The organism is Citrobacter sp. Cpo069 (assembly GCF_030332785.1).
Taxonomy (GTDB): Bacteria; Pseudomonadota; Gammaproteobacteria; order Enterobacterales; family Enterobacteriaceae; genus Citrobacter; species Citrobacter portucalensis.
On sequence record NZ_JAOWHD010000063.1, the window covers coordinates 324,494 to 350,165 of the forward strand.

The 25,672-nt window shown below is 53.9% G+C and carries 24 protein-coding genes; 13 read left to right on the plus strand and 11 right to left on the minus strand.

The window, feature by feature from the left end:
• Positions 1–274: 274 nt before the first annotated feature.
• Both nadA and pnuC read left to right on the plus strand, forming a co-directional pair.
• Positions 275–1,318, plus strand: coding sequence for a quinolinate synthase NadA (nadA, locus tag OGY08_RS24215; protein WP_003837113.1), 1,044 nt, complete (start codon positions 275–277; stop codon positions 1,316–1,318).
• A gap of 26 nt (positions 1,319–1,344) precedes the next feature.
• On the plus strand, positions 1,345–2,064 hold the full coding sequence (gene pnuC, locus OGY08_RS24220; protein ID WP_003831446.1) for a nicotinamide riboside transporter PnuC: 720 nt from the start codon (positions 1,345–1,347) through the stop codon (positions 2,062–2,064).
• Here pnuC and zitB read toward each other — a convergent pair.
• Positions 2,061–3,002 carry a CDF family zinc transporter ZitB gene (gene zitB / locus OGY08_RS24225; protein ID WP_125362528.1) on the minus strand — a complete coding sequence of 314 codons (942 nt, stop codon included), beginning with the start codon at positions 3,000–3,002 and terminating at the stop codon, positions 2,061–2,063. The genes pnuC and zitB overlap by 4 nt on opposite strands.
• 113 nt (positions 3,003–3,115) lie before the next feature.
• Complete coding sequence (locus OGY08_RS24230) at positions 3,116–3,490, minus strand: YbgS-like family protein (protein ID WP_003022994.1); 375 nt, start codon at positions 3,488–3,490, stop codon at positions 3,116–3,118.
• Positions 3,491–3,807: 317 nt separating this feature from the next.
• On the opposite strand from OGY08_RS24230, the gene aroG reads away from it, so the two are divergent.
• Positions 3,808–4,860 carry a 3-deoxy-7-phosphoheptulonate synthase AroG gene (gene aroG / locus OGY08_RS24235; protein WP_003831449.1) on the plus strand — a complete coding sequence of 351 codons (1,053 nt, stop codon included), beginning with the start codon at positions 3,808–3,810 and terminating at the stop codon, positions 4,858–4,860.
• A 108-nt stretch (positions 4,861–4,968) separates the two neighbouring features.
• Here aroG and gpmA read toward each other — a convergent pair whose 3' ends face one another.
• The 7 genes from gpmA to modE all read right to left on the minus strand — a co-directional run bounded on the left by gpmA (position 4,969) and on the right by modE (position 12,758).
• Positions 4,969–5,721: a 2,3-diphosphoglycerate-dependent phosphoglycerate mutase gene (gpmA, locus tag OGY08_RS24240; RefSeq protein WP_003022999.1), complete on the minus strand. Its 753-nt coding sequence runs from the start codon at positions 5,719–5,721 to the stop codon at positions 4,969–4,971.
• Positions 5,722–5,953: 232 nt separating this feature from the next.
• Positions 5,954–6,994, minus strand: a complete 1,041-nt coding sequence (galM, locus tag OGY08_RS24245) for a galactose-1-epimerase (protein WP_125362529.1) — start codon at positions 6,992–6,994, stop codon at positions 5,954–5,956.
• The gene (galK, locus tag OGY08_RS24250; protein ID WP_032942744.1) at positions 6,988–8,136 is read right to left on the minus strand and encodes a galactokinase; all 1,149 of its coding nucleotides are present in this window, start codon (positions 8,134–8,136) and stop codon (positions 6,988–6,990) included. The genes galM and galK overlap by 7 nt, the downstream gene beginning before the upstream one ends.
• A 3-nt stretch (positions 8,137–8,139) precedes the next feature.
• Positions 8,140–9,186 (minus strand): galactose-1-phosphate uridylyltransferase, encoded by a 1,047-nt coding sequence (gene galT, locus OGY08_RS24255; protein WP_032942745.1) that lies wholly within the window; start codon positions 9,184–9,186, stop codon positions 8,140–8,142.
• Positions 9,187–9,195: 9 nt separating this feature from the next.
• Positions 9,196–10,212 (minus strand): UDP-glucose 4-epimerase GalE, encoded by a 1,017-nt coding sequence (gene galE / locus OGY08_RS24260; protein WP_003831462.1) that lies wholly within the window; start codon positions 10,210–10,212, stop codon positions 9,196–9,198.
• 217 nt (positions 10,213–10,429) lie between these two features.
• Positions 10,430–11,902: a molybdate ABC transporter ATP-binding protein ModF gene (modF, locus tag OGY08_RS24265; protein WP_125362531.1), complete on the minus strand. Its 1,473-nt coding sequence runs from the start codon at positions 11,900–11,902 to the stop codon at positions 10,430–10,432.
• A gap of 67 nt (positions 11,903–11,969) precedes the next feature.
• Positions 11,970–12,758 (minus strand): molybdenum-dependent transcriptional regulator, encoded by a 789-nt coding sequence (gene modE / locus OGY08_RS24270; RefSeq protein ID WP_003831465.1) that lies wholly within the window; start codon positions 12,756–12,758, stop codon positions 11,970–11,972.
• A 129-nt stretch (positions 12,759–12,887) separates the two neighbouring features.
• On the opposite strand from modE, the gene OGY08_RS24275 reads away from it, so the two are divergent.
• The 4 genes from OGY08_RS24275 (at position 12,888) to modC (ending at position 15,745) form a co-directional block, all read left to right on the plus strand.
• Positions 12,888–13,037 carry an AcrZ family multidrug efflux pump-associated protein gene (locus OGY08_RS24275; protein WP_020996536.1) on the plus strand — a complete coding sequence of 50 codons (150 nt, stop codon included), beginning with the start codon at positions 12,888–12,890 and terminating at the stop codon, positions 13,035–13,037.
• A gap of 184 nt (positions 13,038–13,221) precedes the next feature.
• Positions 13,222–13,995: a molybdate ABC transporter substrate-binding protein gene (gene modA, locus OGY08_RS24280; RefSeq protein ID WP_003831470.1), complete on the plus strand. Its 774-nt coding sequence runs from the start codon at positions 13,222–13,224 to the stop codon at positions 13,993–13,995.
• Complete coding sequence (modB, locus tag OGY08_RS24285; RefSeq protein ID WP_008784169.1) at positions 13,995–14,684, plus strand: molybdate ABC transporter permease subunit; 690 nt, start codon at positions 13,995–13,997, stop codon at positions 14,682–14,684. Before modA ends, modB begins: the two co-directional genes overlap by 1 nt.
• A 2-nt stretch (positions 14,685–14,686) precedes the next feature.
• Complete coding sequence (gene modC / locus OGY08_RS24290) at positions 14,687–15,745, plus strand: molybdenum ABC transporter ATP-binding protein ModC (RefSeq protein ID WP_125362533.1); 1,059 nt, start codon at positions 14,687–14,689, stop codon at positions 15,743–15,745.
• On the opposite strand, the gene OGY08_RS24295 is transcribed toward modC, so the two are convergent.
• A complete protein-coding gene (locus OGY08_RS24295; RefSeq protein ID WP_286566753.1) occupies positions 15,746–16,564 on the minus strand; it encodes a pyridoxal phosphatase in 819 nt (272 codons plus the stop codon).
• A 165-nt stretch (positions 16,565–16,729) separates the two neighbouring features.
• On the opposite strand from OGY08_RS24295, the gene pgl reads away from it, so the two are divergent.
• Positions 16,730–17,725: a 6-phosphogluconolactonase gene (pgl, locus tag OGY08_RS24300; RefSeq protein WP_020996535.1), complete on the plus strand. Its 996-nt coding sequence runs from the start codon at positions 16,730–16,732 to the stop codon at positions 17,723–17,725.
• A gap of 82 nt (positions 17,726–17,807) precedes the next feature.
• On the opposite strand, the gene OGY08_RS24305 is transcribed toward pgl, so the two are convergent.
• Entirely contained in the window at positions 17,808–19,091 is a 1,284-nt protein-coding gene (locus tag OGY08_RS24305) for a putative acyl-CoA thioester hydrolase (RefSeq protein ID WP_057066515.1), read from the minus strand.
• A 224-nt stretch (positions 19,092–19,315) separates the two neighbouring features.
• Between OGY08_RS24305 and hutI the strand changes: the two genes are divergently transcribed.
• The 5 genes from hutI (at position 19,316) to hutH (ending at position 25,628) form a co-directional block, all read left to right on the plus strand.
• On the plus strand, positions 19,316–20,539 hold the full coding sequence (gene hutI, locus OGY08_RS24310; protein ID WP_125362535.1) for an imidazolonepropionase: 1,224 nt from the start codon (positions 19,316–19,318) through the stop codon (positions 20,537–20,539).
• Positions 20,536–21,477 (plus strand): formimidoylglutamase, encoded by a 942-nt coding sequence (hutG, locus tag OGY08_RS24315; protein ID WP_125362536.1) that lies wholly within the window; start codon positions 20,536–20,538, stop codon positions 21,475–21,477. The genes hutI and hutG overlap by 4 nt, the downstream gene beginning before the upstream one ends.
• An 87-nt stretch (positions 21,478–21,564) precedes the next feature.
• Positions 21,565–22,284 carry a histidine utilization repressor gene (locus OGY08_RS24320; protein ID WP_125362537.1) on the plus strand — a complete coding sequence of 240 codons (720 nt, stop codon included), beginning with the start codon at positions 21,565–21,567 and terminating at the stop codon, positions 22,282–22,284.
• 136 nt (positions 22,285–22,420) lie between these two features.
• Entirely contained in the window at positions 22,421–24,106 is a 1,686-nt protein-coding gene (gene hutU / locus OGY08_RS24325) for a urocanate hydratase (RefSeq protein WP_060682515.1), read from the plus strand.
• Between the two features lies 1 nt (position 24,107).
• Positions 24,108–25,628: a histidine ammonia-lyase gene (gene hutH / locus OGY08_RS24330; protein ID WP_032942757.1), complete on the plus strand. Its 1,521-nt coding sequence runs from the start codon at positions 24,108–24,110 to the stop codon at positions 25,626–25,628.
• The last annotated feature ends 44 nt before the right edge of the window (positions 25,629–25,672 follow it).

Below are 25,672 nucleotides of genomic sequence, written 5' to 3' on the forward strand. Positions count from 1 at the left end.
AAGGCGCCCTAAAGGCGCCTTTTTACTATCTGCGATTTATAAGATTCGAATCTGCTTGCCTGATGCGCTTCGCTTATCAGTCCTACAGACGACACTATTCATGTAGGCCGGATAAGACGTCAGTCGCCTTCCGGCATTCATCACACGCAATTATTGTGACTTTCTTACGCCAATCCGCTATCTTGTTTAGCATATAAAACAAATCTAACCGAATACGGCGTGCGTCACGCTTTTAATCGGTTATTTCGTTAAGCCAGTAAAACGAGAAAGCAAGATGAGCGTGATGTTTGATCCAGAAGCAGCAATTTATCCGTTTCCGCCGAAGCCAGCCCCGCTGAGTGTGGATGAAAAGCAATTTTATCGTGAAAAAATCAAGCGCCTGCTGAAAGAGCGTGATGCCGTTATGGTCGCGCACTATTACACCGATCCCGAAATTCAGCAGTTGGCCGAAGAGACCGGTGGTTGTATTTCTGATTCTCTGGAGATGGCGCGTTTCGGCTCAAAACATTCTGCCTCTACACTGTTAGTTGCAGGCGTGAGGTTTATGGGGGAAACCGCCAAAATCCTCAGCCCGGAAAAGACCATCCTGATGCCGACCCTACAGGCGGAATGCTCATTAGATCTGGGCTGTCCGATTGATGCGTTCAGCGCGTTTTGCGATGCGCACCCCGATCGTACCGTAGTGGTTTACGCCAATACCTCAGCCGCCGTTAAAGCACGTGCGGACTGGGTTGTCACATCCAGTATCGCGGTAGAACTTATTGAGCATCTTGATAGTTTAGGTGAAAAAATCATCTGGGCTCCGGACAGACATCTGGGCAACTACGTACAAAAACAGACCGGTGCAGACGTTCTTTGTTGGCAGGGGGCCTGTATCGTCCATGACGAATTTAAGACTCAGGCTTTAACACGCATGAAAGGGCTTTACCCTGATGCCGCGGTGTTGGTGCACCCGGAGTCCCCTCAGTCTATCGTTGATATGGCCGATGCGGTTGGCTCAACCAGCCAGTTAATCAACGCAGCTAAATCGTTACCGCATCAACAGCTGATTGTGGCGACTGACCGGGGCATATTTTACAAAATGCAGCAGGCCGTTCCGGATAAAGAATTGCTTGAAGCGCCGACGGCTGGTGAGGGGGCAACCTGTCGCAGCTGTGCGCATTGTCCGTGGATGGCGATGAACGGCCTCAAGGCGATTGCTGAGGGCCTGGAACAAGGCGGAGCGGCTCATGAGATACATGTTGATGCTGCGCTGCGAGAAGGGGCGTTGTTGCCGTTAAACCGCATGTTGGAATTTGCGGCTACACTTCGAGCTTAATTAATTTTTTGGCTCTGGGGGAAAAGATGGACTTTTTTAGCACGCAGAACATTCTGGTACATATTCCAATTGGCGCTGGCGGTTACGATCTGTCGTGGATCGAAGCTGTGGGGACGATCGCCGGGTTGCTGTGTATTGGCCTGGCGAGCCTTGAGAAAATCAGCAATTACTTCTTCGGCCTGATAAACGTCACGCTGTTTGCGATTATCTTCTTTCAGATCCAGCTCTATGCAAGCCTGTTGCTGCAAGTTTTCTTCTTTGCCGCCAACATCTACGGCTGGTATGCCTGGTCCAGGCAAACCAACCAGCATGAAGCGGAACTGAAAATTCGCTGGTTGCCGTTACCAAAAGCGATCGGCTGGCTGGCGGCTTGCGTGGTGGCGATCGGCCTGATGTCGGTCTATATCGATCCGGTCTTTGCGTTCCTGACCCGCATTGCGGTGAACATTATGCAGGCATTAGGATTGCAGGTTGTTGTGCCTGAGTTGCAACCCGATGCATTCCCGTTCTGGGACTCCTGCATGATGGTGTTGTCGATTGCGGCAATGATCCTGATGACGCGTAAGTACGTTGAAAACTGGCTGCTGTGGGTGATCATTAACGTAATAAGCGTAGTGATTTTCGCCCTGCAAGGCGTATATGCCATGTCGCTGGAATATGTGATCCTGACGGTTATCGCACTGAACGGTAGCAGGATGTGGATTAACAGCGCGCGCGAGCGGGGTTCCCACGCGCTGTCCCATTAATGGTGATGGTGTGAATGGCCGGATACCCCCTGATACAGGTGGCAGTCCGGCCCATTACACGGCTGAAACTCCATCTGGATCGTGGCGTGTTCAATCTGGTAGTGATGGATAAGGAAATGCTGAATACGCTCCAGCAGCGCGTCGTGATCGTGCGGCGGGACCACCTGCACATGCAGCGTCATTACCGGTTTTTCACCCACCATCCAGACATGGACATGGTGCACATTGCGGACTTCGGGGATATCCCGGCTGAGATGGCGCTGTAGTGCGGCGATATCCAGCGTCAGCGGGGCGCCTTCCAGTAATTCATTAACGCTATCCTTTAACAGTCGCCAGGCGCTACGCAGTACCAACACGGAAACCAGAATCGAGAGAATCGGGTCCGCAGGCGTCCAGCCCGTCCAGATAATAATCAGCGCAGCGATGATCGCCCCGACCGAGCCGAGTAAATCGCCCATCACATGTAGTGCCGCGGCGCGGACGTTCAGGTTTTTCTCCTCACTGCCGCGGTGTAGAACCCAAAAAGCCAGCACGTTAGCCAGTAAACCCGCGACAGCTATAACCATCATCATGCCGCCAGCCACGGGGCGGGGCGTATGGAAGCGCTCAATGGCTTCCCAGACGATTAAAATGGTGATCACGACCAATGCGATGGCATTAACAAACGCGGCCAGTGTCGTGAGCCTCAGCCAGCCGAAGGTGTGTCGTATTGTGGGCGGGCGATGGGAAAACCGGACGGCCAGTAGCGCAAAAAGGAGCGCTGCGGCATCAGTGAGCATATGCCCGGCATCGGCCAACAAGGCCAGTGAACCTGAAAGTATGCCACCCACCACTTCAACCAACATAAATCCGGCTGTAATGCAGAATGCAAACATCAAGCGGCGGGCATTATTGTCCTTGGGTTGCTCAGAAGAAGTATGAGTATGCGAGTGCGCCATTATGCCATCCCTTTGTTATTCTCATCTTTACTGTATGCCATCATACCGTTTTTGGGATGATAAAATTAAAAAGGAGAGCTATTGCTCTCCCATTATTAGCTTTATTTTCAGCGTTACTGCGTAGTGCCATCAGTTTTTGTCTCAGCATCATTGTTAATGCCGTTTCCGGTCTCAACCTTCTTATTCACATCAGGGCAGCGACCGTCCTTACACATGGTGTTTTTGTGCATCTCGTCTTTGGTCATCCCTTCATGGTTCATTGATGAACCGTTCGGGTGCAGCATTGTGCCACCCGAATTCACGTTACTGTTGTCGACATTATTTGGTGCCACGTTTTCGCGTGCGTCTGGGGCGACCTGACCGGCATCCGCCGAGGAATTTGCCTGGCCGTTATTGGACTGCGTATTGGTTTCAGCTGCCAGCGCCGCGCCGCTGGCGAGGCTGAGTGTAGCGGTAAGAAAGAGTGAAGCCAGCTTTGTCATATGCATAATATGCTCCTGTTATGGTCGATATGTCGGATAACGTCTTCCAACAGTGCATGTGCCAGTTACATCATCAATATGTGGTTAATAGTTTTGCCAGAGAAATTAAACCCAGCATAGAATCTTGAAATTTATGAAAATTAAAGCCGTTACAGTTATAAATTGTAGGTTGGATCTCGTTTTTCGCTACTTTATTGCGTTTTTTTGGCCAATTCCAGGATTAATCCGTCCAAAGTGTAAAACCCCGTTTACACTTTATGACTGAAGATATAGATTGGAGGGATTGCATTCATTTATATAAGTATGGCAACGCTGGAATAATCATGAATTATCAGAACGACGATTTACGCATTAAAGAGATCAACGAGTTATTACCGCCAGTCGCATTGTTGGAAAAATTCCCCGCTACTGAAAATGCCGCAAACACGGTGGCTCATGCCCGTAAGGCGATTCATAAAATCCTGAAAGGGAGTGACGATCGCCTGCTGGTAGTGATTGGGCCTTGCTCTATTCATGATCCGGCAGCCGCCAAAGAGTATGCCGCTCGCCTGCTGGCACTGCGTGAAGAGTTAAAAGGCGAGCTTGAAATCGTTATGCGCGTCTATTTTGAAAAACCGCGAACTACCGTCGGCTGGAAAGGGCTTATCAACGATCCGCACATGGACAACAGCTTCCAGATCAACGATGGGCTGCGCATTGCGCGTAAACTGCTGCTGGATATCAATGACAGCGGATTGCCTGCTGCGGGTGAATTCCTCGATATGATTACGCCGCAATACCTCGCCGACCTGATGAGCTGGGGCGCGATTGGGGCACGTACCACAGAATCTCAGGTGCACCGCGAACTGGCGTCTGGTCTGTCCTGCCCGGTTGGCTTTAAAAACGGTACTGATGGCACGATAAAAGTAGCGATTGATGCGATTAACGCCGCAGGAGCGCCGCACTGCTTCCTGTCTGTGACCAAATGGGGTCATTCGGCGATCGTAAATACCAGTGGTAATGGCGATTGCCATATTATTTTGCGCGGCGGCAAAGAGCCGAACTACAGCGCTCAGCACGTTGCCGATGTGAAAGAAGGTCTGATCAAAGCAGGGCTTTCAGCGCAGGTGATGATCGACTTTAGCCATGCCAACTCCAGCAAGCAGTTCAAAAAGCAGATGGATGTCGCGAAAGATGTTTGCGGACAAGTTGCTGGGGGCGAAAAAGCAATTATTGGCGTGATGATCGAAAGCCATCTGGTAGAAGGTAATCAGAACCCGGATAGCGGTGAGCCGCTGACTTACGGTAAGAGCATCACCGACGCCTGCATTGGCTGGGAAGATACCGATGCGGTGTTGCGCCAGCTGGCGGATGCAGTAAAAGCGCGCCGCGGTTAAAAAATTCATCCGGGCTACGCTCGGTAGGCCGGATAAGGCAACGCCGTCATCCGGCAATAAAAAAGCGTGGAGCATTCCACGCTTTTTTCGTTTGACCCGGGATGAAAATTACTTCGCTTTACCCTGGTTCGCAACGGCTGCCGCTTTTGCTGCGATCTCGTCAGCGTTACCCAGATAGTAATGTTTGATTGGTTTGAAGTTTTCGTCGAACTCATATACCAGCGGTACGCCGGTCGGGATGTTCAGTTCAAGGATCTCATCTTCGCCCATGTTATCCAGGTATTTAACCAGCGCACGCAGAGAGTTACCGTGAGCGGCGATAATTACGCGCTCACCGCTTTTCATGCGCGGCAGAATGGTTTCGTTCCAGTAGGGGATAACGCGATCGATGGTCAGCGCCAGGCTTTCGGTAACCGGTAACTCTTTGTCGGTCAATTTCGCATAACGCGGATCGTGACCCGGATAACGCTCGTCATCTTTGGTCAGTTCCGGTGGTGTTACCGCAAAGCCGCGACGCCATTGCTTAACCTGCTCGTCACCGTATTTTTCAGCGGTTTCAGCTTTGTTCAGACCCTGCAGCGCGCCGTAATGACGTTCGTTCAGTTTCCAGGATTTTTCAACCGGCAGCCAGGCCTGATCCAGTTCGTCCAGTACGTTCCACAGGGTGTGGATGGCACGTTTCAGCACAGAGGTATAAGCAAAATCGAAGCTGTAGCCTTCTTCTTTCAGCAGTTTACCTGCCGCTTTTGCTTCGCCCACGCCTTTCTCTGACAGATCAACGTCATACCAACCGGTAAAACGGTTTTCGTTGTTCCACTGACTTTCACCGTGACGTACCAGAACCAGCTTAGTTACAGCCATACACTCACTCCTATAAATCATATTGAATGATAATAATTCTCATTATATTGCCGTAAAGCGTCAGCGGCAATGCTTACGCATAACCATAGCGAAAATAGCGCCACAGTGTAAGGTTCTTGTGAATTCAAGGTTGCGATTTTGTCTTTGAGTGGTGGGGATTTGAGCGGTTCTACTGTGATAAACAAATAACAGGCCCGCTACGTTACGTCATCGGGCCTGTGAGGGGAAAGGATCAGACCGGAATAAACTGATATTCCGTCACGCTGGCATACTCTTCACCCGGGCGTAAGAAGCAGTCCGGCTGCTGCCACTCTGGATGGTTTGGGCTGTCCGGGAGAAACTCACTTTCCAGCGCCAGACCTTGCCAGTCTTCGTAGGCGTCTGGTCCGCGAGATGGTGTACCGCCGAGGAAGTTGCCGGAGTAAAACTGCAATGCCGGGGCGGAGGTGTATACCACCATCTGCAGTTTTTCATCCTGGGCCCACAGTCGGGCGACCGGCGTACGCGCATTGTCCTGTGCCTGAAGCAGGAAGGCGTGATCGTAACCTTTCACCTTGCGCTGATCGTCATCGGCAAGAAATTCACTGCTGATGATTTTAGGCGTGCGGAAATCGAAAGTGCTACCAGCGACGGATTTCAGCCCGTCATGCGGGATGCCCATTTCATCAACCGGCAAGTACTCGTCCGCCATAATTTGCAGCTTATGCTGGCGCACATCCGTTTTGTCACCGTCGAGGTTAAAATAAACGTGATTCGTCAGATTCACCGGACAGGGCTTATCGACCGTGGCGCGGTAGGTTATCGAAATACGATTATCGTCAGTCAGGCGATACTGCGCGGTGGCGCAAAGATTACCAGGGAAACCCTGATCGCCATCGTCAGATGTTAAGGCGAACAGCACCTGACGGTCATTCTGATTGACTATCTGCCAGCGACGTTTGTCGAAACCGTCTGGCCCGCCGTGCAGCTGGTTGTTGCCCTGACTTGGTACCAACTCAACGGTTTCGCCGGCAAAGGTATAGCGGCTGTTGGCGATACGGTTAGCGTAGCGACCAATTGAAGCGCCCAGAAACGCAGCCTGCTCCGGGTATTGTTCCGGACTGGCGCACCCGAGCAATGCTTCACGCACGCTACCATCGCTAAGCGGAATACGCGCAGAGAGCAGCGTCGCGCCCCAGTCCATGAGCGTGACGACCATCCCTGCGTCATTGCGCAGGGTGAGCAGGCGAAACGGCTGACCGTCCGGAGCCTGCACAGGGATTTCGCTTAACATTGTCCTGCTCCTTGTGAAGGTTTGCAGACGTAGAATGTTTCTTTGATACCGGTTTTTGCTTCGTATTGTTCCGCGACGGCCTGCTGTACGGCAGGTACCAAATCTTGCGGGATCAGCGCCACGATGCAGCCGCCGAAGCCGCCGCCGGTCATACGGACACCGCCTTTATCGCCGATGGTCGCTTTGACAATTTCGACCAGCGTATCAATTTGCGGCACGGTAATTTCAAAGTCATCGCGCATTGAGGCGTGAGATTCCGCCATCAGCTGGCCCATGCGCAGCAGGTCGCCTTTTTCCAGCGCCTGTGCGGCTTCAACGGTACGCGCATTTTCCGTGATCACGTGGCGAACGCGTTTGGCGACAATCGGATCCAGTTCGTGGGCGACGGCGTTGAAGGCTTCAAGGCTGACATCACGCAGCGCTGGCTGCTGGAAGAAACGCGCGCCGGTTTCACACTGTTCGCGACGGGTGTTGTATTCGCTACCGACCAATGTGCGTTTAAAGTTACTGTTGATGATCACCACCGCGACGCCCTCAGGCATGGAAACGGCTTTGGTGCCCAGCGTTCGGCAGTCAATCAGTAGTGCATGATCTTTCTTACCAAGTGCCGAGATCAGTTGATCCATAATGCCGCAGTTACAGCCGACAAACTGGTTTTCAGCTTCCTGGCCATTCAGGGCAATCTGCGCGCCGTCGAGCGGCAGATGATAGAGCTGCTGGAATACCGTACCCACAGCGACTTCCAGTGAGGCAGAAGAGCTTAAGCCCGCACCCTGCGGGACGTTACCGCTGATCACCAGATCAGCACCGCCAAAGGCGTTATTGCGCTTTTGCAGATGTTTCACTACGCCACGCACGTAGTTTGACCACTGCTGGCTGTCATGAGCGATAATTGGCGCATCAAGCGAGAACTCATCAACCTGATTGTCGTAATCAGCGGCGATCACACGGACTTTTCGATCGTCGCGTGCCGCACAGCTGATAACGGTTTGATAGTCGATAGCGCAGGGCAGAACGAAGCCGTCGTTATAATCGGTATGTTCACCGATCAGGTTCACACGACCCGGTGCCTGAATAGTATGGGTGGCAGGGTAGCCAAATGTTTCAGCAAACAGAGATTGTGTTTTTTCTTTCAGACTCATTATTTAAACTCCGGATTCGCGAAAATGGATGTCGCTGACCGCACGCAGTCGTTCAGCCGCTTGTTCTGCCGTCAGGTCGCGCTGGGTTTCTGCCAGCATTTCATAACCGACCATAAATTTACGCACAGTCGCGGAACGCAGCAGCGGCGGGTAAAAGTGTGCGTGCAACTGCCAGTGTTGGTTTTCTTCACCGTTAAACGGTGCGCCGTGCCAGCCCATAGAATAGGGGAATGAGCACTGGAACAGGTTGTCATAACGACTGGTCAGTTTTTTCAACGCCAGCGCCAGGTCAGCACGCTGTTCGTCGGTCAAATCGGTAATTCGCAACACGTGCGCTTTCGGCAGCAGCAGCGTTTCGAACGGCCACGCGGCCCAGTAAGGGACAACTGCCAGCCAGTGCTCGGTTTCAACGACCGTACGGCTGCCGTCCGCCAGCTCACGCTGGACGTAATCAACGAGCATCGGCGCGCCTTGTTCGGCGAAGTACGCTTTCTGCAGGCGATCTTCACGTTCGGCTTCGTTAGGCAAAAAGCTGTTGGCCCAAATTTGTCCGTGTGGATGCGGGTTCGAGCACCCCATCGCTGCGCCTTTATTCTCAAATACCTGCACCCAGGGATAGGTTTTGCCTAAGTCTTCAGTCTGCTCCTGCCACGTTTTCACAATTTCTGTTAGCGCAGGGACGCTGAGTTCCGGCAGCGTTTTGCTGTGATCGGGTGAGAAGCAAATTACACGGCTGGTACCGCGCGCGCTCTGACAGCGCATTAACGGATCGTGACTGTCCGGCGCGTCCGGGGTATCGGACATCAGCGCCGCAAAGTCATTGGTAAAGACATAGGTCCCGGTGTAATCCGGGTTTTTGTCGCCGGTAACGCGCGTATTGCCAGCGCACAGGAAGCAGTCCGGGTCATGTGCAGGCAGTACCTGCTTAGACGGAGTTTCCTGCGCCCCTTGCCACGGGCGTTTGGCGCGATGTGGTGATACGAGGATCCACTGCCCGGTGAGCGGGTTAAAACGGCGATGTGGATGATCGACAGGATTGAATTGCGTCATGATTGGTCCTTAATCCGAATATCCCTGCGGGTGGCGTGACTGCCAGTGCCAGGTATCTTGTGCCATTTCATCCAGTGTGCGGGTCACGCGCCAGTTGAGCTCGCGATCGGCTTTGCTGGCGTCAGCCCAGTAGGCCGGAAGATCGCCATCACGGCGCGGGGCGAAATGGTAATTCACCGGTTTACCGCAAGCTTTGCTGAAGGCGTTGACCACGTCCAGCACGCTGCTACCGATGCCTGCACCGAGGTTGTAAATATGTACGCCCTGTTTGCCCGCCAGTTTTTCCATGGCAGCAACATGGCCGTCGGCGAGATCCATCACGTGGATGTAGTCGCGTACGCCGGTGCCATCTTCAGTAGGGTAGTCATTGCCAAATATGGCAAGAGATTCGCGACGGCCAACGGCAACCTGCGCGATGTAAGGCATCAGGTTGTTTGGAATACCTTGCGGATCTTCCCCCATATCTCCCGATGGATGAGCGCCAACCGGGTTAAAGTAGCGCAGCAGGGCAATGCTCCAGTCGGGCTGTGCTTTTTGCAGATCGGTCAGGATCTGTTCCACCATCAGCTTGCTTTTGCCGTACGGACTTTGCGGCGTGCCGGTGGGGAAGCTTTCAACGTAAGGAATTTGCGGCTGATCGCCATAGACGGTCGCGGAGGAGCTGAAAATGAAGTTTTTCACGTTGGCAGCGCGCATTGCATTCACCAGACGCAGAGTGCCGTTGACGTTGTTGTCATAGTACTCCAGCGGCTTGGCAACGGATTCTCCAACGGCTTTTAAACCGGCAAAATGGATGACCGTATCAATGGCATGATCGTGCAGAATTTCGGTTATCAGCGCTTCGTTACGGATGTCTCCTTCCACGAAGGTCGGATGCTTGCCGCCTAAACGCTCAATGACGGGCAGTACGCTGCGCTTGCTGTTGCAGAGATTATCCAGGATCACCACTTCGTGACCGTTTTTCAGCAACTGCACGCAAGTGTGGCTTCCAATGTAACCGCTACCACCTGTAACCAATACTCTCATAATTCGCTCCGTTAAGCCTATGGTATGCAATAACCATAGCATAACAAAGATGCGAAAAGTGTGACACGGAATAAATTAGTGGAATCGTTTACACTCCGGTGTTTTCACTAGATGCTGCCAGTTATTTTATTATAAATCATTGTGTTAGGTTGTTATTTCAGCACTTGTCTGAAAAAAAAGCAGAAAAAAGGGCGTGATAAACGCCCTGGCATGAAAATTAACGCAGAGAGGTTTGTCGATAGGCGTAGATATCACCCTCGGGTACAAACTCTAGCCGATGGGTAATGCAGGCCGGGGCATCTTCGGCGTGATGAGAGACAAACAAAAGCTGAGTTTCACCTTCACCGATCAGGACATCCACAAACCGACGGATCAGTTGACGGTTGAGCGGATCTAATCCTTGCAACGGTTCATCGAGGATCAGCAACGTAGGATGTTTCACCAGTGCACGAACAATCAATGCCAGCCGCTGCTGCCCCCAGGAAAGACTATGAAATGGCGCATCCGCGGTACGTTTATCGATGCCCAGAATATCCAGCCACTGTTGTACCAGCTTGTGCTGTCTGTCGGAGACGGCCTGATAAATGCCGATTGAATCGAAATAACCGGAGAGAATAACGTTGCGAACTGTCGTACTTACCCGGTAATCCAGATGCAGGCTGCTGCTGACATAGCCAATGTGTTTTTTGATATCCCAGATAGTTTCACCGCTGCCCCGGCGGCGGCCAAACAGGGTCAGGTCGTTGCTATATCCTTGGGGATGATCGCCGGTGATTAAACTGAGCAGGGTTGATTTCCCCGCACCGTTGGGGCCGATGATTTGCCAGTGTTCCCCCGGATTTACCCGCCAGCTCAGATGATGCAGGATAGGGCGATCGTTATACGAGACGGTGCCGTCGTTAAGCACAATGCGCGGCTCGTTATCTGACAGCGTGTGGCGCACCGAAGGCTCATCCGGTTCAGGTAACTGGATGCCTTCCAGACGTTCGCTATGTGCAAGCTGAGCGATTAATGCCTGTTGCAGAAGGTCGGTTTTTGCGCCGGTTTCCGTCAGCGTGCAATCGGCAAGCACGCCGGCAAACTGCACGAACTCGGGAATTTCATCAAAACGATTAAGCACCATCACCAGCGTTAAACCGGCCTGGTGAAGTTCAGCGAGCAGTTCTGCTAACTGCCGACGGGACGCCACGTCCAGCCCGTCAAAGGGTTCATCCAGGATCAGTAAATCTGGCGAGGACATTAACGCCTGGCAGAGCAGGGTTTTACGTGTTTCACCGGTCGAAAGGTATTTGAAACGTCTGTTAAGCAGAGCTGAAATGCCAAACTGCTGCGCCAGCGCAGCGCAGCGGGCGGGATCGTTGACCTCATCCTGAATGATTTCAGCGGTGGTGCGCCCGGTGTCGTCTTCGCCGGGGCTAAGAAGGTCGGTGTTGTTTCGCTGCCATTCGTCGCTGACCAGCTTTTGGAGTTGCTCAAAAGAGAGTCGGGTAATACGCGCGAACTGACAGTGGCGCTCGCCTTTCAGGAGCGGCAACTCGCCCGCCAGCGCGCGGGCCAGCGCAGATTTCCCGCTACCATTAGAGCCAACAAACGCCCAGCTATCACCCGCGTTTAACGTCAACGCATCTAACTGGAGCGTTTTTGTGTCGCTAAGACGAAACGTGCCTTGCGAAATTTGCAACGATGACATTTTGTATCCCATTATTTGCAGCGATGAATAACAGGGATACGTGTTCTTCAGGCTGATGTCAATTAACTCAGCACAGTGTGGCGATAATCACCCTGTCCGCATTAAAATATGCTGTGACGTTAGCGCCTTCCGTTAATGTGTGGGTCTGCTCTATCGGCAAAGTTGCGCACAGCGTCTGGCCGTCTGGCAAGGTCATCAATACTTCACACTGCTCCGCTCCGCGTTCGATATGGCTAATCGTGCCCTGCAACTGGTTATCGGCGGCCTGAGCGATGGCGTCGTCCTGAGTGATTCCTACCCACGGCGCTTTCAACAGAATCAGTACTTCTTTGCCTTCCTCAAGCCCGAGACGCTCGCCGCTTTGTGCAGTGATTGCCACTTTCAGGCGCGTTTCGCCATCCGCCAGCAGCACGTCGACATGCTGTTGAACCTGATCGTGGTCGCGGGCGGTAATGGTGCCAAACCACTGGTTACGGGCGCTGGTTTGCAGCGAAAAGCGAGAGATCGCCGCCAGCAGGCTATTGAGCGGCAGGGCGTCGTCATCGCTCAAAACATCGAAGGCTTTCTGTTGGATTTGCGCTAATAAATCATACAGCTGGATTAAGCGTTGGCCGTAGCGCGTTAACACCGCGCCGCCGCCGCCTTTGCCGCCAGTGGCGCGCTCAACCAGCGTTTGCTCGCTGAGCTGATTCATTTCGTTAATCGCATCCCAGGCGCTTTTATAGCTGATACCTGCATCCTTAGCGCCCTGACTGATGGAGCCGGAAAGCGCAATGTGCTTAAGCAGAGAAATGCGACGGGGATCGGCAAACAGTTTTTGCTGAAGTTTCAGCGTAAGAAGGATTTCGGCCTGCATCACAAGCTCCTGGCAAAAGGGGTATTGTGACGGAAAACCGCGCGCGCGCAAAGCCAACCGCACAAAAGGGGAGTGCTTTTCTGTGTTATGTGGTTAGAATACAACTAAGGACTATATCTGGAGTTGACCATGTTAGAGTTATTGAAAAGTCTGGTATTCGCCGTAATTATGGTTCCTGTGGTGATGGCGGTCATCCTGGGGCTGATTTACGGACTGGGTGAAGTGTTCAACATCTTCTCCTCTATCGGTCAGAAAGACCAGTCCAGACAGAATCATTGATTCCCCAAACGCCCGCTCAGTCGGGCGTTTATATTTTTTGCCTGCCAACTCGTTTTCTCAAGATCTTGCTTTCCCTGCCGATATTTTCTTTGTGTAACCTCTAATTGGTATCAATAACCACTGGGAAAATCCTGGTTTACTCGTTATATTTTCGCCTACATAACGAAACGCAAAGGAGTTACAGATGGCACGTACATGGTTACGCTTGTTTGCAGGGGCAACACTTTCTCTTACCGTTGCCGGGCATGCGCTGGCGGATGAAGGAAAGATTACCGTTTTTGCAGCGGCTTCGCTGACCAACGCGATGCAGGACATTGCAACGCAATATAAAAAAGAGAAGAACGTTGATGTTGTCTCCTCTTTTGCTTCTTCTTCCACGCTGGCGCGTCAGATTGAAGCAGGCGCACCGGCCGATCTGTTTATTTCTGCCGATCAGAAATGGATGGACTACGCGGTAGACAAGAAGTCGATTGATACCGCATCGCGTGAAACGCTGTTGGGTAACAGTCTGGTGGTGGTTGCGCCGAAAGCCAGCGCGCAGAAAGACTTCACCATTGACAGCAAAACCAACTGGACCAGTCTGTTGAATGGTGGACGCCTGGCTGTTGGCGATCCAGAACATGTTCCGGCGGGCATTTATGCCAAAGAAGCGCTGCAAAAACTGGGGGCATGGGATACCCTGGCCCCGAAACTGGCTCCTGCTGAAGACGTGCGCGGTGCGCTGGCGCTGGTAGAGCGTAACGAAGCGCCGCTGGGGATCGTCTATGGTTCCGATGCTGTCGCCAGTAAGGGCGTAAAAGTTGTTGCGACTTTCCCGGAAGATTCGCACAAAAAAGTGGAATACCCTATCGCGATTGTTGATGGGCACAAAAACGCAACGGTTAGCGCGTTCTATGATTACCTGAAAGGACCGCAGGCTGCTGAAATCTTTAAACGTTATGGATTTACGACCAAGTAATGATACTGACCGATCCTGAATGGCAGGCCGTCATCCTGAGCCTGAAAGTTTCTTCCCTGGCTGTGTTGTTTAGTTTGCCGTTTGGGATCTTCTTTGCCTGGCTGCTTGTGCGATGCAAGTTCCCGGGCAAAGCGCTGCTCGACAGCGTTCTGCATTTGCCGCTGGTTCTGCCACCGGTCGTGGTGGGCTATCTGCTGTTGGTCGCCATGGGGCGGCGCGGATTCATTGGCGAATGGTTGTACGACTGGTTTGGCATTACCTTTGCCTTTAGCTGGCGCGGTGCGGTACTGGCTGCGGCGGTGATGTCTTTTCCTCTGATGGTACGGGCAATTCGTCTGGCGCTGGAAGGTGTCGACGTCAAGCTGGAGCAGGCGGCCCGCACGCTGGGAGCCGGACGTTGGCGTGTATTCATGACCATTACGCTACCGCTGATGCTGCCCGGCATTATTGTCGGTACGGTGCTGGCGTTCGCGCGTTCCCTCGGGGAATTCGGCGCAACCATTACTTTTGTTTCCAACATTCCTGGTGAAACCCGCACCATTCCTTCGGCGATGTATACCCTGATCCAGACTCCCGGCGGCGAAAGCGCGGCGGCGAGGTTGTGTATCATTTCTATTGTTTTAGCGCTGATTTCGCTGCTGATTTCTGAATGGCTGGCGCGTATTAGCCGTGAGCGGACGGGGCGATAATTATGCTGGAACTCAATTTCTCCCAGACGCTGGGGACGCATTGCCTGACGCTCAACGAAACGCTGCCAGCCAGCGGCATCACCGCTATTTTTGGCGTTTCCGGCGCGGGCAAAACCTCACTGATTAACGCCATCAGCGGCCTGACGCAGCCGCAGTCCGGACGCATCGTGCTCAACGGTCGGGTCTTAAACGACGTCGAGAACGGTATCTGTTTAACGCCGGAAAAACGCCGGGTGGGCTATGTTTTCCAGGATGCGCGCCTGTTCCCGCACTATAAAGTGCGCGGCAACCTGCGTTACGGAATGGCGAAAAGCATGACCGGACAATTTGATAAGCTGGTGGCGCTGTTGGGCATTGAACCGCTGCTTGACCGTCTGCCTGGCGGTCTTTCTGGCGGTGAAAAGCAGCGTGTTGCCATCGGTCGGGCGCTGCTGACCGCGCCTGAGTTATTGCTGCTTGATGAGCCGTTAGCCTCGCTGGATATACCGCGTAAACGCGAACTGCTGCCTTACCTGCAACGCCTTGCACGTGAAATCAATATTCCGATGCTGTATGTCAGCCACTCGCTTGATGAGATTTTGCACCTGGCGGATAAAGTGATGGTGCTGGAGAACGGGCAGGTCAAAGCGTTTGGTTCGCTGGAAGATGTCTGGGGTAGCAGCGTGATGCACCCCTGGCTGCCTAAGGAACAGCAAAGCAGTATTCTGAAAGTCAGCGTGCTGGAACATCATCCACACTATGCGATGACCGCGCTGGCGCTCGGCGATCAGCATCTGTGGGTCAATAAGCTGGAGCAACCGCTGCAAACCGCGCTGCGTATTCGTATTCAGGCATCTGATGTTTCACTGGTGCTCCAACCACCACAGCAGACCAGTATTCGTAACGTTCTCCGGGCAAAAGTCGCGCAATGCTATGACGATAACGGTCAGGTGGAAGTTCAGCTTGAGGTGGGCGGTAAGACGCTGTGGGCGAGGATTAGCCCATGGGCCAGGGATGAACTGGGTATCAAACCTGGCCTGTGGCTGTACGCGCAAATTAAGAGCGTATCGATTACCGCCTGATTACAGCAGGTGGGAGTAGATAAATTTCGCGATGCTGTCTGTGGTGTTGTCACCAATCACGATGTTGGCGCGGGCTTTGACCGCGTCATCCGCGTTGCCCATCACCACACCGGTACCTGCGGCTTCCAGCATGCTGATATCGTTAAAGTTATCACCAAAGGCAATCACGTTTTCCATTGACCCGCCCTGTGCTTCAATCCACTGGGTAAGGCGTCGTCCTTTGCTGTTGCCTTTACGAGCAATGTCGACCTGATCATGCCAGGACCATTCACACTCCAGTCCCAGCTGTTGCTCAACGTACTGGCCAAACTGCTGCAGTTTCGGAATATCTTCGTCGGTCAGGGCAAATTTCCAGACGGCGTTGACGTCATGTGCGGCCTGCGCCAGCGAAGGAACCTGGGTGAAGGTCGGGCGCTGTTCCGGCGGCAGAGTTTGCGCCCAGTTAGCGGTACGCACCACATGCCCGGTTGGGCGCTCATACAGCATGGCCTCATCCACATACATCAGCCCGTGGATCTGATGTTCATCCAGCATTTCGATCAGCTGTAATGCCTGGTCAACCGGGAGGGGATCGGATTCCAGTACCTTTTTTGCCTGATAATCATACAAGTAGGTACCGTTACAGCAAATTGCAGGTGTAACCAGCGCCAGTGCCTGATAAAAAGGATGAATAGCAACGTGATGGCGACCTGTGACAATGATAAGTTGGTAGCCTGCTTCTCTGGCGCGCGAGAGCGCTTCGAGAGAGGATGGCAGCAAGGTTTTTTTCGGGGTCAACAGGGTACCGTCTAAATCCAGGGCAATCACGCGTGCGGTCATAGTTTTTTCCAGATTAAGGTTGAGAATTTTGTCTGCTGGAATGGTACACCGAGACGGGAGCCGGACAAAATTCTGAGCCTTAATTAAGCATTCACCGTTAAAAGCGTCTACCTTAGGCGTGTGTCAGGCAATTGCAGCCACCTGCCAAAAAGCAAAGGAGTATTCATGAAGCAAACCGTTTATACCGCCAGCCCTGAAAGTCAGCAAATCCACGTCTGGAGCCTGAATCACGATGGTTCTCTGACGCTGACGCAGGTGGTTGATGTACCGGGTCAGGTACAGCCGATGGTCGTCAGCCCGGATAAGCGTTACCTCTATGTTGGTGTGCGCCCGGAGTTTCGCGTGTTGGCTTATCGTATTGCGCCTGATGACGGAGCGCTGACCTTCGCGGCAGAGTCTGCGCTGCCGGGTAGCCCGACGCATATTTCTACCGATCATCAGGGACGTTTCGTGTTCGTAGGCTCTTATAATGCGGGTAGCGTGAGCGTCACGCGTCTGGAAGATGGCCTGCCGGTGGAACTGGTTGACGTGGTAGAAGGTCTGGATGGTTGCCACTCAGCCAACATCTCTCCGGATAACCGTACCCTGTGGGTTCCGGCGTTGAAACAGGATCGTATCTGCCTGTTTGACGTTAGCGATGATGGCCATCTGGTTGCGCAGGAACCGGCTGAAGTGACCACCGTTGAAGGCGCGGGCCCGCGTCATATGGCGTTCCATCCGAATAAGCAATATGCCTACTGCGTGAATGAGCTGAACAGCTCTGTTGATGTCTGGGAGCTGAAAGATCCGTACGGCAAGATTGAGTGTGTGCAGACACTGGATATGATGCCTGCTGATTTCGCGGATACCCGTTGGGCAGCAGATATTCACATCACACCGGATGGTCGTCATCTGTATGCCTGTGATCGCACCGCCAGCCTGATTACGGTCTTTAGCGTCTCTGAAGATGGCAGCGTGTTGACCAAAGAAGGTTTCCAACCTACCGAAACTCAGCCACGCGGTTTTAATATCGATAACAGAGGTAAATACCTGATTGCAGCCGGACAAAAATCGCACCATATCGCGGTATACGAGATTGCTGGCGAACAAGGACTGTTGACGGAGAAAGGTCGTTACGCGGTAGGACAAGGCCCGATGTGGGTGGTGGTTAACGCGTACTAATATTGCGTCTAATGCCGGATGAGTATCCGGCACATTGCCCGGCAGAGCATGAATCTGCCGGGTTTACATCAGAGAATGACGTTTACTGCTTAGGTTCAGCAACCACTTTGCTACCGATACCGCGGTTGTTGTATTCCCACATACGGTTGAAGTTGGTGTCGTTCAGGTTACGCTGGATTTCACCTTTGTCATCTTCCGCACCGGTATTACCGGCAAACGGGCGTTTTGCGATAACGCTGTCAGCCCATGGTTTTGCCATGTTAAAGCCTTCGTTAATTACGCTGTCACGAATCACGACCTGACCGTTAGTGTTGGAATCGACATCCAGCGAACGGCCCAGTTGCGCCACGCCATCACCACTTGCCGTGAAGCGGCTATTGATAGCCAGGAAACCGTAGTAGATGTTTGACAGGGTAGCCGGTGCGAACACATAGGCTTCCTGCTGGGTACGGGAATTCACTACACGGAATTCGGTGTTATCGAACACCACTGCACCGCGACCGGACACAATATCCACATCGCCTTCAATGTAGCTGTTGGTAACCAGCGTACGCGGCTGACGATCGTTTTCCAGACGGTTTTGCACGCCGCTGTTGGTCACGAAGAAGGTATTCTGGCGGCCCAGGATGTTAACCTTGTTAATCTGCACTTTATCGCCATCGGTACGCAGCGCAACGGCCGGGTGGTTGCCCGCATCAACGCTGTCACCGAGGTTGTTCTCGATGGTCAGGTTTTGCAATTGCAGACCGTTATTTTGCGACCAGACGACGGCGGAACACATCACGCCAATATTTGCGCCACGTTTGTTCTGGCAATTATCAAACATATACCACGCAGGTTTACCCGGCATGTATTTACCGCCCGGGTTCACCGTACGACGCCAGTCTGCGGTGCTCATGTCACCGTCAATGGCCTGGCCGATTTTTACATCCAGCGGTTTTTCGCCCATACCGTACAGCGTCAGGCTACCCGTTGCTGCCGGAATGTATACCGTACCCTGATACTCGCCCGGCATAATCGCGATGTACTGACGTTTGTTAGTACGTTTGATGATTGCTGCATCAACAGCGGCCTGAATGCTGGTATGGGTGACGCCCTGAGTCCCTGCCGGGCCAACGACGAAGTCAGGCTGTGCAGGCAGAGAAATAGAAGAAGGGCTCCACGGCGCGGTGTTTGGCGTCAGCGCGGAAAAATAGTGCGCAGTAACGAAGTTTTTCGCTTCATTGGCCGACAAAATTGGGCGCGAAGAGGTTCCTGGCGCGGTTTGATCGGAAGGAATTTGATCGGGCGGCGTAGAGCTACAGGCGGTCAGCGTCACGCCAAAAGCCATTGCCAGCGCCAGACGGGAAACTGATGATATGTTCACAGGTTGCTCCGGGCTTTGAAAGTTATCCATTAAAGCCTGCTTTTTTATACTAAGTTGAGCGAAACGGGAAGGCGAAAAGGTAAAAAGTTGTTTTTTATCGCAGCAATGTCTGGCGCGGAGAGTCTTTATATCACAAATAGATAACAATTATGGTTCTTCAGGTTGACAACATCCCTATAATCAAAAATAAATGTCTATACAACCTATGACAAGTGGTGAGTCGAATGCAGCAATTCTTCCCTGATGATGTTATCTGGCGCAATGTTCGTCTGGCGACTATGGACCCTGAACGTGGTACCCCATATGGGCTGTTGGATGGTCACGCGCTGATCGTCCGCCAGGGCAAGATTCGCGATATCGTCCCGGAATCATCGTTATATCTCACGCATGACAATACTTTTGATATGCAGGGCAGGCTGATTACGCCAGGCCTGATTGATTGCCATACGCATCTGGTCTTTGGCGGAAACCGCGCAGGTGAGTGGGAGCAGCGACTAAATGGTGTCTCCTACCAGCAGATAAGCGCTCAGGGTGGGGGGATCAATGCCACCGTATCGGCGACCCGCAGCGCCACGGATGAACAACTCTTTCACGTAGCCCATCAGCGGATGGAACAGCTGATCAAAGAAGGTGTTACGCTGCTGGAAATAAAATCCGGCTACGGCCTGGATTTGCCGACAGAAGAGAAAATATTGCGCGTGGTGGCAGAGCTGGCGGCAGAGAGTATCGTTGAAATCAGCCCGACGCTGTTGGCCGCGCATGCAACTCCAGCGGAATACCGGGATGATCCTGACGGCTATATTACGCTGGTGTGTGAGACCATTTTGCCGCAATTGTGGGAACAAGGGCTGTTTGAGACCGTCGATCTGTTCTGTGAAAGCGTTGGTTTTTCGTTGGCGCAGAGTGAGCGGGTGTTTCAGGCTGCACAGGCGCTGGGCATCCCGATTAAAGGCCATGTCGAACAACTGTCATTGCTTGGCGGCGCACAGTTGGTAAGCCGCTACCAAGGGCTATCCGCCGATCATATTGAATACCTCGATGAAGCGGGCGTGGCGGCGATGAGCCAAAGCGGTACGGTCGGTGTGCTGCTGCCCGGCGCATTCTATTTCCTCAAAGAGCAGCAGCGCCCACCGGTAGCGTTGCTGCGTCAATATCAGGTACCGATGGCGGTAGCGACAGATTTTAACCCCGGTACCAGTCCGTTTATCAGCCTGCACTGGGCGATGAATATGGCCTGCGTTCAGTTTGGCCTAACGCCGGAAGAAGCATGGGCGGGCGTAACCCGTCATGCGGCCCGGGCGCTGGGGCGTCATGCCACCCACGGTCAATTGAAGGCCGGGTTTGTGGCCGATTTTGTGGTGTGGGATGCAACCCTCCCGGTCGAGATCCTGTATGAACCCGGGCGCAATCCGCTCTACCAACGCGTATTCAAAGGACAAATAGCATGACCAACTGGCAACCAGCCTCACCTGCGCTGTGGCAGGGACGTGATGACCGCGCCGAATCGCCGAATGCGCTGCGCCTGTTTCAGACTATCACCCTGAGCCCGACGTTTAGCCCAGAAATGTACCGCGAGCAGATAGCGTTGCTCGGGTTTGCCTGCGACGAAGGCGTTAAACGTAATCAGGGGCGCACGGGCGCCGCCGGAGCACCCGATGAGCTGCGCAAGGCGCTGGCGAATTTAGCCAGCCACGATGGGCACAATCGGCTGGTGGATCTGGGAAATATTGTGGTGCAGCCTCCCGATCTTGAGGGCGCGCAGCAGGCGTTACGTAATGCGGTACAGCGCTGTCAGCAGGAGAACATGCGTACCTTTGTTTTGGGCGGGGGACACGAAACTGCCTTTGCCCACGGCGCTGGCGTACTGGATGCGTTCCCGCAGGCGAAAGTGGGGATAGTCAACTTCGATGCGCATCTCGATTTGCGCAAAGCTGAACAAGCCACATCCGGTACGCCATTTCGCCAGTTGGCGCAGCTTTGCGATGAACAGCAGCGTGAATTTCACTATGCCTGTATCGGCGTCAGTCGGGCGGCAAACACCCTGGCGCTTTGGGATGAGGCCCAGCGGCTCGGTGTTACCGTGGTGGAGGATCTGCATTGCGATACGGCGCAGGCGCAGTTAGCGCAGTTCATTGCCAATCTGGATGTCATCTACATGACAATCGACCTCGACGTGCTGCCGGTGTGGGAAATGCCCGGTGTGTCGGCCCCCGCCGCGCTTGGCGTACCGTTGGCGACGCTGCTGAGACTGATTGAGCCTCTGTGTCGTAGCGGTAAACTCCTGGCGGTGGATATGGTTGAATTTAATCCACGCTTTGACGATGATGGCAGAGCAGCACGCGTGGCGGCGCGATTAGGCTGGCAAATCGCCCACTGGTGGCACTGATATACCTGATGGCGTTGCGCTTATCAGGCTCGGGTAATGCCTGTAAACTCTACCCACTCATATTTTCAGCTTAAGGAAGGCTCACGCATGCTCCCATCCCGTTCTGCTCCGGCTCCTTTTTACGAAAAGGTCAAACAGGAGATCAGCGAAAAAATTGCCAGCGGTATCTGGCAGCCTCACGATCGCATTCCTTCTGAGGCAGAGCTGGTGGCGCAATATGGTTTCAGCCGCATGACCATCAACCGGGCGCTGCGTGAGTTAACGGATGAAGGTTTACTGGTGCGTTTGCAGGGCGTCGGGACGTTTGTCGCAGAGCCCAAAGGTCAGTCCGCGCTGTTTGAAATCCGCAGCATCGCGGATGAAATCAACGCCCGTCAGCATCAGCACCGGTGCGAAGTGCGGACGCTGGAAAGAACCCTGGCAAACGCGCAGCAGGCTTTGGTGTTAAACGTCAAAGAAGGCACCTCCATTTTTCACTCTGTCATGGTGCACTACGAGAACGATTTGCCGGTGCAGATTGAAGATCGCTGCGTGAATGCAGATATTGTGCCGGAGTATCTGGCGCAGGATTACAGCCAGACTACGCCGCACGCTTACCTGTCGCTGATAGCCCCTTTAACGGAAGGTGAGCATATTGTTGAAGCGGTACGTGCCAGCGCCGAAGAGTGCGCGCTGCTGAATATCAAAGAACACGATCCCTGCCTGCTGATCCGCCGTAAAACCTGGTCTGCGTCATCCATTGTCTCTCATGCCCGTTTGCTGTTCCCGGGTTCTCGCTATCGCCTGCAAGGACGGTTTATGTCCTGATACAGGACATGAAAACCGTGATTGCTGACGCAATATAATAAAAATGTATCTTAATTGTTAAAATGACCCTTGCGGCAGCTTGTATAGACAAGTATATGTTACTTATCTATCCGACGTTCGCGAGGAGTTTTCTGTCATGTCCCATAGCAAATATCGTCAGCAGGATATTCGTGCCCCACGCGGCACCACCTTAACGGCCAAAAGCTGGCTGACCGAAGCGCCGCTGCGCATGTTAATGAATAATCTGGATCCCGATGTGGCGGAAAATCCGCATGAGCTGGTGGTATACGGTGGGATTGGCCGCGCCGCGCGGGACTGGGAATGTTATGACGCCATCGTCAACGCGCTGACCAAACTGGAGACCGATGAAACTCTGCTGGTCCAGTCTGGTAAACCGGTAGGCGTATTCAAAACTCACGACAACGCACCGCGCGTGCTGATTGCCAACTCCAACCTGGTGCCACATTGGGCTACCTGGGAACACTTCAACGAACTGGACGCCAAAGGGCTGGCGATGTACGGCCAGATGACCGCCGGAAGCTGGATCTACATCGGCAGCCAGGGCATCGTGCAGGGGACTTATGAAACCTTCGTTGAGGCCGGGCGTCAGCATTATCAGGGTAACCTCAGCGGACGCTGGGTGCTGACCGCCGGGCTGGGCGGCATGGGCGGAGCACAACCGCTAGCCGCTACACTTGCGGGTGCGTGTTCGCTGAACATTGAATGCCAGCAAAGCCGAATTGATTTCCGTCTGCGTACCCGTTACGTCGACGAGCAGGCGACATCGCTTGACGATGCGCTGGCGCGTATCGACAAATACACCCGCGAGGGTAAAGCGGTCTCCATTGCACTGTGTGCTAACGCCGCCGACGTTGTGCCGGAACTGGTGAAGCGCGGTGTGCGCCCGGATATGGTCACCGACCAGACCAGCGCCCACGATCCGCTGCATGGTTATCTGCCGTCCGGCTGGAGCTGGGAAGAGTATCAGGCAAAAGCGGTGTCCGATCCGCAGGGCACGGTGCAGGCGGCGAAACGTTCAATGGCAACGCACGTTGAGGCGATGCTGGCGTTTAGCAAAATGGGCGTGCCGACGTTTGATTACGGCAACAACATTCGCCAGATGGCCAAAGAGATGGGCGTGGAAAATGCCTTTGATTTCCCGGGATTCGTACCTGCTTATATTCGCCCCCTGTTCTGTCGCGGCATAGGGCCATTCCGTTGGGTGGCGCTGTCGGGCGATCCGCAGGATATTTATAAGACAGATGCCAAAGTGAAAGAGATCGTGGCTGATGATAAGCACCTTCATCACTGGCTGGATATGGCGCGTGAGCGGATTAACTTCCAGGGCTTACCAGCGCGTATCTGCTGGGTCGGCCTGGAGTGGCGACAAAAGCTGGGGCTGGCGTTTAATGAAATGGTGCGCTGCGGTGAAGTATCCGCGCCGATTGTTATTGGCCGTGATCATCTGGACTCCGGTTCTGTTGCCAGCCCAAACCGCGAAACAGAAGCTATGCGCGACGGTTCAGACGCCGTATCCGACTGGCCGCTGTTGAACGCGCTGCTTAACACCGCCAGCGGAGCAACCTGGGTGTCGCTTCATCATGGCGGCGGGGTTGGCATGGGCTTCTCTCAGCATGCCGGGATGGTGATTGTTTGCGATGGTACCGATGAGGCCGCGGCGCGCATCGCCCGGGTATTACATAACGATCCGGCTACCGGGGTGATGCGCCACGCCGACGCCGGGTATGACATTGCGGTGGAGTGCGCCGTTGAAGAAGGGCTGAATTTGCCAATGATTGCTGCGACGCAGGAGAAACGCTGATATGAACACCATGACACTCACGCCGGGCCATCTGAGTTTTACCCAGCTACGTGAAATCTGGCAGCAGCCGGTCAAACTGAGCCTGGATGCCGGGGCGATTGATGCAATCAACGCCAGCGTCGCCTGCGTCAATAATATTGTCGCTGAAGGCCGTACGGCGTATGGCATTAATACCGGCTTTGGCCTGTTGGCTCAGACCCGTATCGCCACGGAAGATTTGCAGAATTTACAGCGTTCGCTGGTGCTTTCGCATGCGGCAGGCGTTGGCGAGGCGCTGGATGACGCAATGGTTCGTCTGATTATGGTGCTGAAAATCAACAGCCTGGCGCGTGGTTTTTCCGGCATTCGTTTGAGCGTGATTGAAGCGCTGATTGCGCTGGTGAATGCCGAGGTGTATCCACTGATCCCGGCGAAAGGGTCGGTGGGCGCATCGGGCGACCTGGCGCCGCTGGCACATATGTCGTTGACGCTATTGGGCGAAGGTAAAGCGCGCTGGCAGGGGGAATGGCTCCCGGCTACCGACGCGCTGAAAAAGGCCGGACTGGAGCCGATCACGCTGGAGGCGAAAGAGGGGCTGGCGCTGCTCAACGGCACTCAGGCTTCCACCGCCTTTGCACTGCGCGGGTTAATTGAAGCTCAGGAACTGTTTGCGTCTGCGACGGTGTGCGGGGCGCTGACCACAGAAGCCGTGCTGGGCTCCCGTCGTCCGTTTGACGCCCGTATTCATGCCGCGCGAGGGCAGCGTGGGCAGATTGATGCTGCAACGCTATACCGTCATGTGTTGACCGACTCTAGCGCGCTTTCGCAGTCGCATCATAACTGTGAAAAGGTGCAGGACCCGTATTCTCTGCGCTGTCAGCCACAGGTGATGGGGGCGTGTCTGACGCAAATGCGCCAGGTGATGGATGTTCTGCTGGTTGAAGCCAACGCGGTTTCCGACAACCCGCTGGTGTTTGCCGAAGAGGGCGATGTGATCTCCGGTGGGAATTTCCATGCTGAACCGGTGGCGATGGCGGCAGATAATCTGGCGCTGGCGATTGCGGAAATCGGCTCGTTGTCAGAGCGGCGAATTGCGCTGATGATGGACAAACATATGTCGCAGTTGCCGCCGTTCCTGGTGAAAAATGGCGGGGTTAACTCCGGCTTTATGATTGCTCAGGTAACCGCCGCCGCGCTGGCGAGCGAGAACAAAGCGCTGGCGCATCCGCACAGCGTGGACAGCTTGCCGACCTCCGCCAACCAGGAAGATCATGTTTCTATGGCGCCGGCGGCGGGGCGCAGACTGTGGGAGATGGCAGCAAATACGCGCGGCGTGATTGCCGTGGAGTGGCTGGCGGCGTGTCAGGGGATTGACCTGCGTGAAGGGTTAACCTCCAGTCCGTTGCTGGAGCAGGCGCGACAGGCGCTGCGCGAGCAGGTTGCCCACTACACGCAGGATCGCTTTTTTGCCCCGGATATTGAGTGCGCGACCGAGCTGTTAGCGCAAGGAACGCTGCTGCAATTGCTGCCTGAATTTCTGTAGAAAATTGCCTGATGTCGACGCTGACGCGTCTTATCAGGCCTACG

Coding starts and splice junctions, on each gene's coding strand:
- modF (WP_125362531.1), bottom strand. CDS start 11,902: ATGTCATCGTTGCAAATTTCGCAAGGCACGTTTCGTCTTAGCGACACA.
- hutI (WP_125362535.1), top strand. CDS start 19,316: ATGCAGCAATTCTTCCCTGATGATGTTATCTGGCGCAATGTTCGTCTG.
- aroG (WP_003831449.1), top strand. CDS start 3,808: ATGAATTATCAGAACGACGATTTACGCATTAAAGAGATCAACGAGTTA.
- pnuC (WP_003831446.1), top strand. CDS start 1,345: ATGGACTTTTTTAGCACGCAGAACATTCTGGTACATATTCCAATTGGC.
- OGY08_RS24295 (WP_286566753.1), bottom strand. CDS start 16,564: ATGACCGCACGCGTGATTGCCCTGGATTTAGACGGTACCCTGTTGACC.
- nadA (WP_003837113.1), top strand. CDS start 275: ATGAGCGTGATGTTTGATCCAGAAGCAGCAATTTATCCGTTTCCGCCG.
- galK (WP_032942744.1), bottom strand. CDS start 8,136: ATGAGTCTGAAAGAAAAAACACAATCTCTGTTTGCTGAAACATTTGGC.
- galM (WP_125362529.1), bottom strand. CDS start 6,994: ATGTTAAGCGAAATCCCTGTGCAGGCTCCGGACGGTCAGCCGTTTCGC.
- modC (WP_125362533.1), top strand. CDS start 14,687: ATGCTGGAACTCAATTTCTCCCAGACGCTGGGGACGCATTGCCTGACG.
- OGY08_RS24230 (WP_003022994.1), bottom strand. CDS start 3,490: ATGCATATGACAAAGCTGGCTTCACTCTTTCTTACCGCTACACTCAGC.
- modA (WP_003831470.1), top strand. CDS start 13,222: ATGGCACGTACATGGTTACGCTTGTTTGCAGGGGCAACACTTTCTCTT.
- hutG (WP_125362536.1), top strand. CDS start 20,536: ATGACCAACTGGCAACCAGCCTCACCTGCGCTGTGGCAGGGACGTGAT.
- hutH (WP_032942757.1), top strand. CDS start 24,108: ATGAACACCATGACACTCACGCCGGGCCATCTGAGTTTTACCCAGCTA.
- galE (WP_003831462.1), bottom strand. CDS start 10,212: ATGAGAGTATTGGTTACAGGTGGTAGCGGTTACATTGGAAGCCACACT.
- OGY08_RS24320 (WP_125362537.1), top strand. CDS start 21,565: ATGCTCCCATCCCGTTCTGCTCCGGCTCCTTTTTACGAAAAGGTCAAA.
- hutU (WP_060682515.1), top strand. CDS start 22,421: ATGTCCCATAGCAAATATCGTCAGCAGGATATTCGTGCCCCACGCGGC.
- modB (WP_008784169.1), top strand. CDS start 13,995: ATGATACTGACCGATCCTGAATGGCAGGCCGTCATCCTGAGCCTGAAA.
- gpmA (WP_003022999.1), bottom strand. CDS start 5,721: ATGGCTGTAACTAAGCTGGTTCTGGTACGTCACGGTGAAAGTCAGTGG.
- OGY08_RS24275 (WP_020996536.1), top strand. CDS start 12,888: ATGTTAGAGTTATTGAAAAGTCTGGTATTCGCCGTAATTATGGTTCCT.
- galT (WP_032942745.1), bottom strand. CDS start 9,186: ATGACGCAATTCAATCCTGTCGATCATCCACATCGCCGTTTTAACCCG.
- pgl (WP_020996535.1), top strand. CDS start 16,730: ATGAAGCAAACCGTTTATACCGCCAGCCCTGAAAGTCAGCAAATCCAC.
- modE (WP_003831465.1), bottom strand. CDS start 12,758: ATGCAGGCCGAAATCCTTCTTACGCTGAAACTTCAGCAAAAACTGTTT.
- zitB (WP_125362528.1), bottom strand. CDS start 3,002: ATGGCGCACTCGCATACTCATACTTCTTCTGAGCAACCCAAGGACAAT.